The following is a 14,317-nucleotide window of genomic DNA, read 5'->3' as shown; positions in this document are numbered from 1 at the left end:
GCATCCGCCCGCCTCCTTGGTCTAGACAAGTGGAGGGGGCGTCGCTAGCATCCGCCCGACGAGGCGCGGCGGACCCGCCTGACCGCGCCCAGAAGTGAGGGCCCCATGGAAGCGACCGCCCCCGACCGTCGTTTCGCCGAGGACTACCGCCTCGCCCGGGAGATACCGCGCGACGGGCTGACCGCATGGCGCGCCGCCGTCGCCGCCGAGGTGGAACTCGCACCGGGCGCGACCGTTCTGGACGTGGGCGCGGGCACCGGCTCCTTCGCCTCCGCATTCGCCGACTGGTTCGGCGTCCGGGTCCTGGCCGTGGAACCGGCCGCCGCCATGCGGGCGCTGATCCCCCGGAGCGGGCTGATCGAGGCGCTGGACGGGCGGGCCGAGGCGCTGCCGGTGCCGGACGGCTGCGCGGACGCGGCCTGGCTGGGCTCGGTCGTCCACCACATCGGCGATCTCCCCGCCGCCGCCCGGGAGTTGCGCAGAGCCCTCAAGCCCGGCGCCCCCGTGCTCATCCGCAACTCCTTCCCGGGCCGGTGCGCACGGGACCTCCGGGTGCGTTTCTTCCCCGGCGCCGAACGCGTCGTGGACGGCTACCCCACGGTGGAGCAGACGTGCGCCGCGTTCGCCGGGGCCGGCTTCACCCGCGTCGCCCTGCACGCGGTGCCGCAGGAGAGCGCGCCGAGCCTCGCCGCGTTCGCCGACCGGATCAGGCGGGACACCGACGCGAAGCTGCGGAACCTGGCCGACGAGGAGTTCGAGCGCGGGATGCGCCGGCTGCGTACCGCGGCCGAACAGGAACCGGACCGGCCCGCCGTGAGCTGGATGGACCTGCTGGTCCTGGTCCGACCTCGGGCCCGGCCGACGTAAGGTCGGTCCGTATGAAGCTCAGCGACGAGGAAGGGCGGGCCGTACGGGCCGCCATGGCGGGCGAACTGCGGCTGCTCGACCCGGCGGTGCGGGCATCGCCCGAGGCGGTGACGGAACTGCTCGACCCGGAGTTCACCGAGTTCGGCGCGTCCGGACGCCGCTACGACCGCGCCTCGATTCTCGCCGTCACCTCCGCCGTCGAGGACGACGACCCCGGCCCGGACGTCTCCGAGCTGTCCGGCACCCTGCTCGCCCCGGACCTCGTCCACCTGACGTACGTCACCGAGCGCAACGGCTCGTTGTTCCGGCGCAGTTCGCTGTGGCGCAGGACCGGTGGGCAGTGGCGGATGTACTTCCACCAGGGCACCCCGGCCGGACCGGAGGGGGCCGCCCGCGCATATCCGGCGGACAGCCCGGGAGGCGCTGCATAAGCTCACCGGATGACATCAGCGCGCTACCCCTCCAAGCCCCGGCCCGGCGACCGCGTCGCCGTGCTCTCGCCCTCGTCCGGACTGCCCGGCATCCTCCCGCTGCCGCACGAACTCGGCCTGCGCAGACTCCGTGAGGACTTCGGCCTGGAACCGGTGGAGTATCCCTCCACCCGGAAGATGGGCTCCACCCCGCAGGAGCGCGCCGCCGACCTGCACGCCGCGTTCGCCGACCCGGAGATCAAGGCGGTCATAGCCAGCATCGGCGGCGACGACCAGATCACCGTGCTGCCGCACCTGGACCGCGAACTGCTGCGGGCCAGCCCCAAGCCGTTCTTCGGCTACAGCGACAACACCAATCTGCTCGTGTTCCTCGACAGCCTCGGCATCGTCGGGTACCACGGCGGCTCGGTCATGGTCGAGTTCGGCCGGCCCGGCGCGCTCCACCCGCAGACGGCCGAGTCGCTGCGGGCCGCGCTCTTCACCCGTGGCGCGTACGAGCTGACGCCCGCGAAGGAGAGCGGCAGCGTCAACCGGGACTGGAGGGACCCGCGCACCTTCGACGACGAGCCCGAGCTGCGACCCGCCGACGGCTGGACCTGGCACCACGCGGACCGGGTGGTCGAAGGGGCGAGCTGGGGCGGCAACCTGGAGATCCTGGCCTGGATGCTGATGGCCGACCGGGAGATCCAGCCCCCGGAGGCCTACGAGGGCCGGGTGCTGTTCCTCGAAACCTCCGAGGAGCTGCCCGGCGCCGACGAGGTGTACCGCATCCTGCGCAACATGGGGGAACGGGGCCTCCTGCGGCGCTTCCCCGCCCTGCTGATGGGGCGCGCCAAGAACTGGTCCTTCGACAAGCCGCTCGACGCGGAAGCCGCTGCGCTGTACCGCCGGGAGCAGCGGGAGGCGGTGCTGCGCGCCCTCGCGGAGTACGCCCCCGACACCATGGCGGTCTTCGACGTGGACTGCGGGCACACGGACCCCCAGGTCATCATCCCGTTCGGTGGCACGGTCCGGGTGGACGGACCGGCCCGGCGCATCTTCGTGACGTACTGACGGGCCGCCCCGGGTTTGTGGTCCGACCACACACGGTGTGTGACATAGTGGGATGTTCCGACCGGAACAGAGGATGGTCCATGCCTGTCGACTGGGAGCCCGTACGGCAGTCGCGCACACACGAGTTGGTGCTCCGGAGCATCGAGCAGCGGGTGTTCGCCGGCGAGCTCAAGGCCGGTGACCGTCTGCCGCCCGAACGGGAACTCGCCCCGGTCCTCGGCGTGAGCCGGTCGGCGCTCCGCGAGGCGCTGCGGGTGCTGGAGACCATCGGTGTACTGGTCGCCCAGCCGGGCCGCGGGCCCGACGCGGGCGCCCGCATCGTCCGCAACCCCGACGACGCGCTCGGCCGGCTGCTCCGGCTCCACTTCGCCCTCGGCAGCTACAGCCTCGGGGACATGCTGGAGGCCCGGGTCGTGCTGGAGCGTTCCAGCTTCGAGGCGGCCGCGCTGCACGCCGAGCCGGCCGATCTGGACGCGGCCGAGGAACTGGTCGCACGCATGGGCGCACCGGACATCGGGGTGCCGGAGTTCAACGACCTGGACACCCGGTTCCACGTCCGGATCGCCCGGAGTTCCGGCAACGCGCTGACCTCGACGCTCACCTCCGCCGTCCGCGAGTCAGTCCGGCCGCTGATCCTGCGCGCGCTGGAGGCCGAGCCCGACTGGCCGGCCACCGCCGCCGCGCTCAACGCGGACCACGCCGAGCTGCTGCGACTACTCCGCGCGGGGGACGGGGCGCGGGCTGCGGACCTGGTCGAGACCCACATCAGGGGGCTGCACGGGACCCTCGTGGACGAACCGTTCACCGACGCCTGACCGTACGCGAAAGAGCCGTGGGGGGGGCCCCCCCCCCCCCGGGGGGGGGGGGGGGGGGGCGGGGCCCCCCCCCCCCCGCGAGGGGGGGGGGTGGGGGTGTTGGGCGGCGACAAGCAGACGCCGGGGCCCCCCCCCCCCGGGGGGGGCGCGCGCCCGCGCGGTCCCACCCCGCCCCCCCTCCCGCCCCCACCCCCCTCCCGCCGGCGCCCCCCCCCCCCCCCGGGGGGGGCCCCCCCACGGCTCTTTCGCGTACCCACGGAGCTCCTTAGGCGTGAGCGTAGTATGGTCGGACCATAAGCGGCGACGTGCGGCGCCCGCCCACCCGGAGCCATGATCGGGAGACCCATGCGTATCGGACTCTTCGCCACCTGTCTGGGAGACACGCTCTTCCCCGAGGCGGTGAAATCCACCGCGGTGCTGCTGGCCCGCCTGGGCCACGAGGTGGTGTTCCCGCCGGGCCAGACCTGCTGCGGCCAGATGCACGTCAACACCGGCTACCAGCGCGAGCCCGTCCCGCTGGTCCGCAACTTCGCCGCCCAGTTCGGCGACAGCTCCATCGATGCCGTCGTCATGCCGTCCGGCTCCTGCGCCGGATCGGTCCGCCACCAGCACGAGATCGTCGCCGAGCGGTACGGGGACGCGGCGCTGCGCGCGGGTGTCGCCACCGTCAAGGCGAAGACGTACGAGCTGTCCGAACTCCTGGTGGACGTGCTGGGCGTGACCGATGTCGGCGCGTACTTCCCGCACCGGGTCACGTACCACCCCACCTGCCACTCGCTGCGCATGCTCAGGGTCGGCGACAAGCCGTTGCGGCTGCTGCGTGCCGTCGACGGGATCGACCTGGTCGAGCTCGGCGAGGCCGACGCCTGCTGCGGGTTCGGCGGCACCTTCGCCGTGAAGAACGCCGACACCTCGACGGCGATGCTCCAGGACAAGATGCGCAACGTCACCGCCACCGGAGCCGACGTGTGCACCGCCGGTGACTCCTCCTGCCTGATGCACATCGGCGGCGGGCTCTCCCGTGTCAAGGCCGGAACGCAGACCCTGCACCTCGCCCAGATCCTGTCCTCCACCCGCACCTCGCCGCACGTCCTGACGGAGGCCGCCCGATGAGCACGACGTTTCTCGGCATGCCCGCGACCCCGCCCCGCTCCCCGTACGGCACGGGCAATCTGCGCGGGGACCGGAAGTTCCCCGCCGCCGCCCACGACGAGCTGCGCAACGAGCAACTGCGCCGCAACCTCGGCCGCGCCACTCACACCATCCGCGCCAAACGCCTCCACGTCACCGGCGAACTGCCCGACTGGGAGGAGCTGCGCGACGCCGGGTCGGCCATCAAGACCGACACCATGAACCGGCTCCCCGAACTCCTGGAGGAGCTGGAACGCAACGTCACGGCGCGCGGCGGCACCGTCCACTGGGCGCGCGACGGCGTCGAGGCCAACGGGATCGTCGCCCGGCTGGTCCAGGAGGCGGGCAGCGACGAGGTCATCAAGGTCAAGTCGATGGCCACCCAGGAGATCGGCCTCAACGAACACCTCGAATCCCTCGGCATCACCGCGCACGAGACCGACCTCGCCGAACTCATCGTCCAACTCGCCCACGACAAGCCCTCGCACATCCTCGTCCCCGCCATCCACCGCAACCGGGACGAGATCCGGCAGATCTTCCTCAAGGAGATCCCCGGCGTCGACCCGGCCCTGGACAACGTTCCCGCACACCTGGCCGGCGCCGCCCGCGCCTATCTGCGCGAGAAGTTCATGACCACCAAGGTGGCCGTCTCCGGGGCCAACTTCGGTATCGCCGAGACCGGCACCCTCTCCGTCGTCGAGTCCGAGGGCAACGGCCGCATGTGCCTGACCCTCCCCGACACCCTGATCACCGTCATGGGCATCGAGAAGGTCCTTCCGCGCTACCAGGACCTGGAGGTCTTCCTCCAGCTCCTGCCGCGCTCCTCCACGGGCGAGCGGATGAACCCGTACACCTCGATGTGGACCGGTGTCACCCCCGGGGACGGACCGCAGGCCTTCCACCTGGTCCTGCTCGACAACGGCCGGACCGCGGCCCTCGCGGACCGCATCGGCCGCGAGGCGCTGAACTGCATCCGCTGCTCGGCCTGCCTCAACGTCTGCCCGGTGTACGAACGGGCCGGCGGGCACGCCTACGGCTCGACCTACCCCGGGCCGATCGGTGCGGTCCTGACCCCGCAGCTCGCCGGGATGCACGCCGCCAAGGACGACCCGAACAGCTCGCTGCCGTATGCCTCCAGCCTCTGCGGGGCCTGCTTCGACGCCTGCCCCGTCAAGATCGACATCCCTTCCCTGCTGGTCGAACTGCGCCACCAGCACACCGAGCAGTCCGGGAGCACCGCCGAGAAGCTGGCCATGAAGGCGGCCGGCGCCGTGATGAGCCGGCCCAAGGTGTACACCGCCGCGCAGAAGGCGTCGCGGCTCGGCCGCGCCGTGGCCCGGGACGGCAGGCTCCCGGCGCTGCCGCCCCCGCTCAACGGCTGGAGCGACAGCCGCGACACCCCCGCCCCGCCGAAGCAGACCTTCCGCGCCTGGCTGGCCTCGGCCGAGGGCGAGGCCGCCATGCGTGAGGCGTCCGCCGAACACACCCGCAACCAGCAGCAGGAGGACGGCGCATGACGACCGCCCGTGACACCGTGCTCGGCCGTGTCCGGGACGCGCTCGCCCTCGCACCCGCCGGGGAGACCGCCGTCCCGCGCGCCTACCGCACCGGACGCACCCTCCCCGACGGGGAACGCCTCGCCCTCTTCACCGACCGGCTGGTCGACTACAAGGCGCTGGTCCACCCCTGCACCGCCGACCGGACCGCCGAGGTGATCGCCGGAGTGCTGCGGGAGCGGGGCGCCGCGCGCGTCGGAGTGCCCCCGGGGCTCGACACCGGGTGGCTGGCCGCGTACGACGGCGAGGTCCGGCAGGACTCCGCGGACATCCCGGCACCGCGCCTGGACGTCCTCGACGGGGTGGTCACCGCATCCGCCGTCAGCTGCGCCGAGACCGGAACCATCTTCCTGGACGGCTCACCCGACCAGGGGCGACGGGCACTGTCCCTCGTCCCCGACCTCCACGTGTGCGTGGTCGACCTGTCGACCGTGGAGGTGGGTGTGCCGGAGGCGGTGGCGCGGCTGGTGCCGGAGCGCCCGACCACGCTGATCAGCGGGCCCTCCGCCACCTCCGACATCGAGCTGGAGCGGGTCGAGGGCGTCCACGGCCCGCGCACACTCGCGGTCGTGATTCGCACGGACGTCTAGGTGATCATGCCGGGCGGGACTACGCTCTCTGCCTGGCATGGACACTCTTACCCTCTGGCAACTGGCGGCACTGGCCGCGGCGTCCGCGCTCGTCGGCTTCTCCAAGACGGCCGTCAGCGGAGCCAACACGATCAGCCTCGCGGTCTTCGCGGCGGTCCTCCCCGCCCGCGAATCCACGGGGGTGCTGCTCCCCGTCCTGATCGCCGGCGATGTGCTCGCCGTCCTCGTCTACCGGCGCCACGCGCACTGGCCGACCCTGCTGCGGCTCTTTCCGGCCGTCGCGGCCGGTGTGGTGGCGGGCACCCTGTTCATGATGTGGGCCGACGACGCCACCGTGCGGACCTCGATCGGCGCGATCCTGGTCTTCATGGCCGGTGTCACCGTCTGGCGCCGCCGCACGGCCGAGGCCGTCGCGGAGCCCGGCGCCGACGACGGGCCGCCGACCGCCGGTGAACGGCTCAAGGCACGTTCGTACGGGGTGCTCGGCGGTTTCACCACCATGGTCGCCAACGCGGGCGGCCCAGTGATGTCGCTCTACCTGCTCTCGGCCGGATTCCGGAAGCTGGGCTTCCTGGGCACATCGGCGTGGTTCTTCCTGATCGTCAACACCACGAAGGTGCCGTTCAGCGTGGGCCTCGGGCTGATCGACGGGCACTCCCTGCTGCTGGACGCCTGCCTCCTGGTGTTCGTCCTGCCGGGTGCCTGGATCGGCCGGATGTGCGTGGACCGCATCGACCAGCGGCTCTTCGAACGCATCGTCCTGGCCGCCACCGTCGTCGGAGGCCTCCAACTCCTGCTCACCTGACGGTGTCACGCCGACGGCCCCCGCGGACACGCGTCCGCGGGGGCCGGCGGCGCAGACCGGTGGGGCCGGTCAGATGATGCCCTCCTCGATCTCCGCCTGCTCGCGCGCGTTCCCGTACGCCGACGGCGTGCCGTACGAGCGCCGCGCGACGAACCACCACACCGTGGCCAGGACCAGCACGACGACCAGGGCGACCGACGCGTAGTTCATCGAGCCGATCGTCACCGGGGACGACTGCGGCAGCAGGAACAGCACCGTCACGATCGCCACCCACACCACCGCGATCCAGCCCACCGGCTTCGACCAGCGGCCCAGGTGCCACGGCCCGCGCTGGAAGCGGCCCCCGGCGCGCAGTTTCAGGAAGATCGGGATCGCGTACGCGGGCGTGATGCCGATGACGTTGATCGCGGTCACCGCGCCGTACGCGGTCGCCGAGTACAGCGACGGCAGGGCCAGCACCCCGGCGACGACGACCGACAGCCACACCGCCGGCACCGGCGTCTGCGTGCGCGCGCTCACCTTCCGCCACAACGAGGAGCCGGGCAGCGCGTTGTCACGGCTGAACGCGAACACCATCCGGCTGGCGGCGGCGACCTCGGCGTTCCCGCAGAACAGCTGCGCGGCGATCACGATCAGCAGCATCGCCGTCGCGCCGGAGGTGCCCAGCGAATCGATCAGGATCTGCGCGGGCGGCACACCGGTCTCGGTCTTCTGCGTACCCACGTAGTCCTGGATGGCGAAGGTGAGCCCGGCCAGCAGGACGAAACCGGCCACCCACGACACCCAGATCGCCCGGACGATGCCGCGCGCCGCCGAGACCGAGGCGTTCGAGGTCTCCTCGGACAGGTGCGCCGAGGCGTCGTAGCCGCAGAACGTGTACTGCGCGAGCAGCAGCCCGATCGCCGCCACGTACAACGGGTTGTGCCAGCCGGTGTCATTGACGAACTCGGTGAACACGAACGAGGGCGACTGGTGGTGCGCGGGCACGATCGCCAGTACGGAGACGATCACGGCCACACCCACCAGATGCCACCACACGCTGACCGAGTTGAGGATGCTCACCAGCCGCACCCCGAACAGGTTGATGACGGCGTGCAGCAGCAGGATGCAGACGAAGATGATCATCGTCTTCCCCGGAGTGGGTGTGAAGCCCCACTGGATCTTCATCAGCGCGCCCGTGAACAGCGCGGCGCCGTAGTCGATGCCCGCGATGGCGCCGAGCAGCCCGAGCAGATTCAGCCAGCCGGTGTACCAGCCCCACTTGCGGCCGCCCAGCCGGTCCGCCATGTAGTACAGCGCCCCCGACGTGGGATACGCGCTCGTCACCTCGGCGAGCGCCATCCCGACGCACAGCACGAAGAGGCCGACCCCGGCCCAGCCCCAGAGCATCACGGCCGGGCCGCCCGTCGACATGCCGAAGCCGTACAGGGTCATGCACCCGGACAGGATCGAGATGACGGAGAAGCTGATGGCGAAGTTGCCGAACCCGCCCATGCGGCGGGCCAGGACCGGTTGGTAGCCGAGTTCGCGGAGCCGTTGCTCCTCGTCCTTCGGCGCACTGGTCCCGGCACCCTTGCGGGGCGAGGTGGACACGGACATGGGGGACCTCCTGGTGGGGGGTGGACGGGCAACGCGAAAGGGACGGGGGAGGGTGCTCAGCCGGAACCGGCCGCCAGCGCCCGGGCCCGGGCGCGCACGAAGACCTCCTCGGCGCCGCCGGGATCGTCGGGCGTACGGGAGCGGCAGGCCCAGGGCAGCGAGGTGAAGTACGGGCCCAGCTCGCGGAACACCACGGCCGCGTCGGCGAACCGGAGCGCCCCCCACAGGGCGTGCGCCAGATGGTTGAGGTCGGGCAGGGTGCGGCCGGCGGCGGGGGAGCGGCGGTACCAGATCTCCAGCGCGCGCACCGCCTCGCGCTCGGCGTCCTCGGTGACCCAGTGCAGGTCCAGGGCCTTGTCGTGGTCGTGCTCCCGGCGGTAGCGCTCGACCCGGACGTACAGCGGCAGCACATGGAGGGCCGAGCCCTCGGGCGCCGTGGACGACGCCCACTGAACGAAGTTCACCGCCTCGACGAGCGCGCCGCCGGCCCTGCGCGCGTACACGAACTGGAGCATCCGGTGGTACGCCTCGCGGTTGTGCGGGTCGCGCCGGTCGGCCTCGGCCAGCAGCCCCCACGGACCCGGGAAGAGCATGGGCCCGGGCGGCGGGAGCCGGTGCTCGGCGAGGCGCTGGCCGTCGTCCAGCTGGGACAGCGCCAGCAGGCACACCCAGGGCACGGGGTCGGCCGGCGCGGCGTGCGCCGCCGAACGGCACGCCTGCCACGCCTCCTGCCAGAGCTCCCGGCCGCTGGGGTGGCCCGAGCGGTTGGCCCGGACCGCCCGCTCCACGGCGACCCGGGCGCTCATCACGGCCGCCGCGGTGCTCTCCGGCTCCTCGGTCAGCCAGGTCCGTATCGCGTCCGTTCCCGCCGCGACCGCGCCGAGGACCTGGGTGCGCTGGGTCCACAGCGTCCAGTCCGGGGTGCGCGCCAGCAGATCGCGCATGGCGATCCAGCGACCGGTGCGTAAGTCCTGTAACGCCGCTCGGAGTTCATTGTCGTGGCCGGCCGGATGGTAAACCGGCCGGAATTCACCGTGGGCCATGGACGCGCTCGGGACGGGGTGCTGAATTCATCGATCCTCAGGGATTATTGCGGCGTAGAAACAGTTGAAGAACGAACCGCTTTTGGGCTTCCGGTTGCTGCTCGGCGGTGAGTGTAGAGCCCTTTGCGCGGGACTCCCGAACGAATCATTGATTCCACCCAAGTCGCTTACCGTTTACTCGTGTTGGCAGCTCCGCGCCACCCTCGACCGGTTCCGGACATACGGCCGGAGCGTGCTTGACGTAGCCGCTGGGCTGCACCACTCTGGGTGGCCGCGACCGAAGATCACGATTCCGTTCGGGCCCCGGCCCGCGTACCGCTGGAGAACCGATGACAGGCCCGGTGCTGGCAATCGACCAGGGCACATCGGGAACGAAAGCACTGGTGATCTGTCCCGAGCGCGGCGTGACCGGCTCCGGTTCCGCCGCCGTGCGGCCCCGGTACGGCCCCGGCGGAGCCGTCGAGACGGACCCGGCCGAATTACTCGCATCGGTCGTCGCCGCCGGCCGGCAGGCCCTCGCCGAGTCGGGCTGCGCCGTCCAAGCCGTCGGGCTCGCCAACCAGGGCGAGACGGTCCTCGCCTGGGACCCGGACACCGGGCGGCCGCTCACCGAGGCGATCGTCTGGCAGGACCGCCGCGCCGCGGGGATCTGCGCGGAACTCGCGCCCCGCGGCGAAGAGTTGCGACAACTCACCGGACTCCCTCTCGACCCCTACTTCGCCGCCCCGAAGATGGCCTGGATTCGCCGCGAACGGACCCGCGAGGGCGTCGTCACCACCAGCGACGCGTGGCTCGTCCACCAGCTCACGGGCGCCTTCGTCACGGACGCCGCCACCGCCGGACGCACCCAGCTCCTCGACCTGGACCGCGTCGCCTGGTCACCGGCCGCCCTGGACGCCTACGGGCTCGGCGACGAGCGGCTGCCCGCCGTGACCGACGCCGCCGGAGCCTTCGGTACGACGGGGGTGTTCGGCGGCGAACTCCCGCTCACCGGGCTCCTGGTCGACCAGCAGGCGGCCCTGCTCGCCCAGAGCGCTTCCGACCCGTCCGTCGCCAAGTGCACCTACGGGACAGGCGCGTTCCTCCTCGCCGGGACCGGCACCACCCCGCGCCGCAGCACCGGCGGGCTGGTCGGCTGCGTGGCCTGGCGACTCGCCGGGCGCACCAGCTACTGCCTGGACGGCCAGGTCTACACGGCGGCCTCCGCGGTCCGCTGGCTCACCGAGCTCGGAGTCATCGCCGGCGCCGCCGACCTCGACCCGGTCGGCGCCACCGTCCCCGACTCCGGCGGCGTCACCTTCGTCCCCGCACTCGCCGGCCTCGCCGCCCCCTGGTGGCGGAGCGACCTGCGCGGCTCGGTCACCGGGCTCGGCCTGGACACCTCGGCCGGGCACCTGGTGCGCGCCCTGTGCGAGGGGATCGCCGCCCAGGTGGTCGAGCTGGCCGCCGCGGTCACCGCCGACCGGGGCACACCGCTGTCCGTCCTGCGCGTCGACGGCGGCCTCACCCGCTCCGCCCTCCTCATGCAGACCCAGGCCGACCTGCTGCAACGCCCGGTCGAGGTGTCCGCGCTCCCCGATGTCACCGCGCTCGGCGTCGGCGCGGTGGCCCGCATGGGCGCCGACCCCACGCTCCCGCTCGCCCGGGCCGTCCCCGACTGGAAACCGGCCGCGGTCTACGCACCACGCATCGGCCCGGACGAGGCGGCCGAACGCCTCGGCGTCTTCCGCGCGGCGGTGCGCGCGCTGCTGGAGCGGTCGTGAGCACGCGGACCCACCGGACAGGCCCGACGTGGTAGCCGCGAAACCGCCCACCGTCACCCGCGCCGGAGACCCGCTCCCCGACGGCCCGTCGTACGACGTCACCGTCATCGGCGCCGGAGTCGTCGGCACCGCCATCGCCCGCGCACTGGGCCATCACCCTCTGCGTACCGCCCTCGTCGAGGCCACGGACGACATCGCCAACGGCACCTCCAAGGCCAACACCGCCATCCTGCACACCGGGTTCGACGCCGCCCCCGGCACCCTGGAGGCCCGCCTCGTCCGCGAGGGGCAGCGCCTGCTCTCCGCGTACGCCGCCCGCACGGGCATCCCCGTCGCACGCGTCGGCGCCCTCCTCGTCGCCTGGGACCGGGAACAACTCCAAGCGCTGCCCGCCTTGTCGGCCAAGGCCGAACGCAACGGATACCGGGCGGCCCGGCTGCTGGACGCCGAGGAGACCGCGGCGCGCGAACCGCACCTCGGGCCCGGCGCGCTCGGCGCCCTGGAGATCCCCGACGAATCCGTCATCTGCCCCTGGACCACCCCGCTCGCCTACGCCACCGAGGCCGTCCGGGCCGGGGTCCACCTCCACCTGGACTGCCCCGTCCAGGACATCGCGTACACCGGGGGCCTGCACACCCTCACCACCGCCCGCGGCACCCTGCGCACCCGCCTGCTGATCAACGCCGCCGGGCTGCACGCCGACGCCATCGACCTGCTGCTGGGCCTCGACACCTTCACCGTGCGCCCGCGCCGGGGCCAGCTCATCGTCTTCGACAAGCTCGCCCGCGACCTGGTCCACCACATCCTGCTGCCCGTCCCCACCGCCGCCGGCAAGGGCGTCCTCGTCGCACCGACCGTCTTCGGCAACGTCCTGCTCGGCCCCACCGCCGAGGACCTGGACGACAAGGAGGCCACCGAGTCCACCGCCGAAGGACTCGCCCTGCTGCGCGAGAAGGGGCGTCGCATCCTGCCCCGGCTCCTCGAAGAAGAGGTCACCGCCGTCTACGCCGGACTGCGAGCCGCCACCGGCCAGGAGGACTACCGGATCACCGCCCACCCGGACCGGGCGCTCATCACCGTCGGCGGCATCCGCTCCACCGGGCTCACCGCCTCCATGGCCATCGCCGAGCACGTCGTCTCCCTGCTCCCCGGCGCCGGACTCGACCCGGGGGAGCCCGCGGAACCGGCCCCGCCCACCCTGCCCGACCTCGGCGAAGGGAACGTCCGCCCCTACCTCGACGCCGGCCTGATCGCGCGCGACCCCGCCTACGGCACGGTCGTCTGCCACTGCGAGCGCGTCACCGAGGGCGAGATCCGCGACGCCCTCACCTCGACGCTCCCGCCGCGCTCCTCCGCGGGGCTCGCCCGCAGGACCCGGGCCGGCAACGGACGCTGCCAGGGCTTCCACTGCGGGGCCGAGCTCCGCGCCCGGATCGAGGGGGCCCGCCCATGACCCGCCGCGAACACCTCGTCGACGTGCTGGTCGTCGGCGCCGGACCGGCCGGCCTCGCGGCGGCGGCCGGTCTCGCCGCCGCCGGGGTGCGGCGCGTCGAGGTCCTGGAACGCGACCAGGCACCGGGCGGCATCCCCAGGCACTGCGTCCACGGCGGATTCGGTACGCGCGCGAGCGGCGACCTCACCGGTCCCGTGTACGCCCTGCGCTGTGCGGCCGAGGCACGCGCGGCCGGCGCCACGCTCCGCACCGGCATCACGGTCACCGGCTGGGCCGGGCCCCGTACCCTCGACACCACGGGCCCGGACGGCCTGGAACGCATCACCGCCCGCGCCGTCGTCCTCGCCACCGGCGCCCGCGAACGCCCCCGCGCCGCCCGGCTCGTCCCCGGCACCCGCCCGGCCGGCGTCTACACCACCGGTGAACTCCAGCAGTCCGTCCACCTCCACCACCAGCGCATCGGCACCCGCGCGGTGGTCATCGGCGACGAACCCGTCAGCCTCGCCGCGGCCGACACCCTGCGCACCGCCGGGGTCCACCTCGTCGCCCGCGTCACGGAGCACCCGCCCCGCCCCTTCGCGGCCGTCCGCCCGGCCGGCGGCGCACCCCTGCTCACCCGCACCACCGTCACCGCCCTGACCGGCCGCCCCCGCCTCACCGGCGTCCGCGTGCGCCACGCGGACGGGCGGACCGCCACCCTGGCCTGCGACACCGTGGTCTTCACCGCCGACTGGATCCCCGACCACGAACTCGCCCGGCGCGGCGGCATCCCGCTGGACCCCGGCACCAGGGGACCCGCGCACGACCCCGCCTACCGCACCGGACAGCCGGGGGTCTTCGCCGTCGGGAACCTCCTGCGCGGCGGGGAGAGCGCGGCCACCGCCGCCCGCGAGGGCCGGGCCGTCACGGGCCCGGTGCTCGCCCACCTCGCCGGCGGGGCCTGGCCGGTGAGCGGGCCGCCCCTCGCCGTCGCCGCCCCGCTGGAGTGGATCGCCCCCAACCTCACCGGGCCCGGCGGCCGCCGCCTCCTGCTGCGGACCGGCCGCCGGCTGGCCGTACCCCTGCTCGTCGTCAGCCAGGACGGGGCGCTGCTGCACCGTAGACGCCTGGCGCGGTCCGTCGCGCCGGGCCGCACCTTCACCCTCGCCGCCGACTGGCTGCGACGCGTCGACCCCCACGGCGGCACGGTGCACATCCGGACCGCCTGACCC

Annotated in this window: 13 protein-coding genes; 11 read left to right on the top strand and 2 right to left on the bottom strand. The window is 73.2% G+C overall.

Features of this window, described 5'->3' with window-relative positions:
- Nucleotides 1–105: 105 nt before the first annotated feature.
- The 8 genes from ACFZAT_RS08055 to ACFZAT_RS08020 all read left to right on the top strand — a co-directional run bounded on the left by ACFZAT_RS08055 (nt 106) and on the right by ACFZAT_RS08020 (nt 7,248).
- On the top strand, nt 106–867 hold the full coding sequence (locus tag ACFZAT_RS08055; protein WP_391261820.1) for a methyltransferase domain-containing protein: 762 nt from the start codon (nt 106–108) through the stop codon (nt 865–867).
- Nucleotides 868–878: 11 nt separating this feature from the next.
- Complete coding sequence (locus ACFZAT_RS08050; protein WP_391261817.1) at nt 879–1,298, top strand: DUF4440 domain-containing protein; 420 nt, start codon at nt 879–881, stop codon at nt 1,296–1,298.
- 9 nt (nt 1,299–1,307) lie between these two features.
- Complete coding sequence (locus tag ACFZAT_RS08045) at nt 1,308–2,351, top strand: LD-carboxypeptidase (protein WP_391261814.1); 1,044 nt, start codon at nt 1,308–1,310, stop codon at nt 2,349–2,351.
- A gap of 80 nt (nt 2,352–2,431) precedes the next feature.
- Nucleotides 2,432–3,166 carry an FCD domain-containing protein gene (locus tag ACFZAT_RS08040; protein WP_391261811.1) on the top strand — a complete coding sequence of 245 codons (735 nt, stop codon included), beginning with the start codon at nt 2,432–2,434 and terminating at the stop codon, nt 3,164–3,166.
- Between the two features lie 345 nt (nt 3,167–3,511).
- Complete coding sequence (locus ACFZAT_RS08035; RefSeq protein WP_391261808.1) at nt 3,512–4,279, top strand: heterodisulfide reductase-related iron-sulfur binding cluster; 768 nt, start codon at nt 3,512–3,514, stop codon at nt 4,277–4,279.
- A complete protein-coding gene (locus ACFZAT_RS08030) occupies nt 4,276–5,814 on the top strand; it encodes a LutB/LldF family L-lactate oxidation iron-sulfur protein (RefSeq protein WP_391261805.1) in 1,539 nt (512 codons plus the stop codon). Before ACFZAT_RS08035 ends, ACFZAT_RS08030 begins: the two co-directional genes overlap by 4 nt.
- On the top strand, nt 5,811–6,443 hold the full coding sequence (locus ACFZAT_RS08025) for an LUD domain-containing protein (protein ID WP_391261802.1): 633 nt from the start codon (nt 5,811–5,813) through the stop codon (nt 6,441–6,443). Before ACFZAT_RS08030 ends, ACFZAT_RS08025 begins: the two co-directional genes overlap by 4 nt.
- 37 nt (nt 6,444–6,480) lie before the next feature.
- The gene (locus ACFZAT_RS08020) at nt 6,481–7,248 is read left to right on the top strand and encodes a TSUP family transporter (protein ID WP_391261800.1); all 768 of its coding nucleotides are present in this window, start codon (nt 6,481–6,483) and stop codon (nt 7,246–7,248) included.
- A gap of 69 nt (nt 7,249–7,317) precedes the next feature.
- On the opposite strand, the gene ACFZAT_RS08015 is transcribed toward ACFZAT_RS08020, so the two are convergent.
- Nucleotides 7,318–8,847 carry an amino acid permease gene (locus ACFZAT_RS08015; protein ID WP_391261797.1) on the bottom strand — a complete coding sequence of 510 codons (1,530 nt, stop codon included), beginning with the start codon at nt 8,845–8,847 and terminating at the stop codon, nt 7,318–7,320.
- A 56-nt stretch (nt 8,848–8,903) separates the two neighbouring features.
- On the bottom strand, nt 8,904–9,890 hold the full coding sequence (locus ACFZAT_RS08010; protein ID WP_391261794.1) for a hypothetical protein: 987 nt from the start codon (nt 9,888–9,890) through the stop codon (nt 8,904–8,906).
- Nucleotides 9,891–10,219: 329 nt separating this feature from the next.
- Here ACFZAT_RS08010 and ACFZAT_RS08005 point away from each other — a divergent pair, with 329 nt between their 5' ends.
- From ACFZAT_RS08005 to ACFZAT_RS07995, 3 genes are read left to right on the top strand one after another with little or no spacing between them, the layout of a single operon-like run.
- Nucleotides 10,220–11,653, top strand: a complete 1,434-nt coding sequence (locus ACFZAT_RS08005; protein WP_391261790.1) for an FGGY family carbohydrate kinase — start codon at nt 10,220–10,222, stop codon at nt 11,651–11,653.
- 28 nt (nt 11,654–11,681) lie between these two features.
- Nucleotides 11,682–13,106 (top strand): FAD-dependent oxidoreductase, encoded by a 1,425-nt coding sequence (locus tag ACFZAT_RS08000; protein WP_391261787.1) that lies wholly within the window; start codon nt 11,682–11,684, stop codon nt 13,104–13,106.
- A complete protein-coding gene (locus ACFZAT_RS07995) occupies nt 13,103–14,314 on the top strand; it encodes an FAD-dependent oxidoreductase (RefSeq protein ID WP_391261784.1) in 1,212 nt (403 codons plus the stop codon). The genes ACFZAT_RS08000 and ACFZAT_RS07995 overlap by 4 nt, the downstream gene beginning before the upstream one ends.
- Nucleotides 14,315–14,317 lie beyond the last annotated feature (3 nt).

It is taken from the genome of Streptomyces sp. NPDC008163, assembly GCF_042956885.1.
Taxonomy (GTDB): domain Bacteria; phylum Actinomycetota; class Actinomycetes; order Streptomycetales; family Streptomycetaceae; genus Streptomyces; species Streptomyces drozdowiczii_A.
This window is presented reverse-complemented; position numbering and strand designations above follow the sequence as displayed.

What these genes read in the sequence shown, in the direction of transcription:
- ACFZAT_RS08035 (WP_391261808.1), top strand. Translation starts at nt 3,512, where the DNA reads ATGCGTATCGGACTCTTCGCCACCTGTCTGGGAGACACGCTCTTCCCC.
- ACFZAT_RS08020 (WP_391261800.1), top strand. Translation starts at nt 6,481, where the DNA reads ATGGACACTCTTACCCTCTGGCAACTGGCGGCACTGGCCGCGGCGTCC.
- ACFZAT_RS08050 (WP_391261817.1), top strand. Translation starts at nt 879, where the DNA reads ATGAAGCTCAGCGACGAGGAAGGGCGGGCCGTACGGGCCGCCATGGCG.
- ACFZAT_RS08005 (WP_391261790.1), top strand. Translation starts at nt 10,220, where the DNA reads ATGACAGGCCCGGTGCTGGCAATCGACCAGGGCACATCGGGAACGAAA.
- ACFZAT_RS08045 (WP_391261814.1), top strand. Translation starts at nt 1,308, where the DNA reads ATGACATCAGCGCGCTACCCCTCCAAGCCCCGGCCCGGCGACCGCGTC.
- ACFZAT_RS07995 (WP_391261784.1), top strand. Translation starts at nt 13,103, where the DNA reads ATGACCCGCCGCGAACACCTCGTCGACGTGCTGGTCGTCGGCGCCGGA.
- ACFZAT_RS08040 (WP_391261811.1), top strand. Translation starts at nt 2,432, where the DNA reads ATGCCTGTCGACTGGGAGCCCGTACGGCAGTCGCGCACACACGAGTTG.
- ACFZAT_RS08055 (WP_391261820.1), top strand. Translation starts at nt 106, where the DNA reads ATGGAAGCGACCGCCCCCGACCGTCGTTTCGCCGAGGACTACCGCCTC.
- ACFZAT_RS08015 (WP_391261797.1), bottom strand. Translation starts at nt 8,847, where the DNA reads ATGTCCGTGTCCACCTCGCCCCGCAAGGGTGCCGGGACCAGTGCGCCG.
- ACFZAT_RS08025 (WP_391261802.1), top strand. Translation starts at nt 5,811, where the DNA reads ATGACGACCGCCCGTGACACCGTGCTCGGCCGTGTCCGGGACGCGCTC.
- ACFZAT_RS08010 (WP_391261794.1), bottom strand. Translation starts at nt 9,890, where the DNA reads ATGGCCCACGGTGAATTCCGGCCGGTTTACCATCCGGCCGGCCACGAC.
- ACFZAT_RS08030 (WP_391261805.1), top strand. Translation starts at nt 4,276, where the DNA reads ATGAGCACGACGTTTCTCGGCATGCCCGCGACCCCGCCCCGCTCCCCG.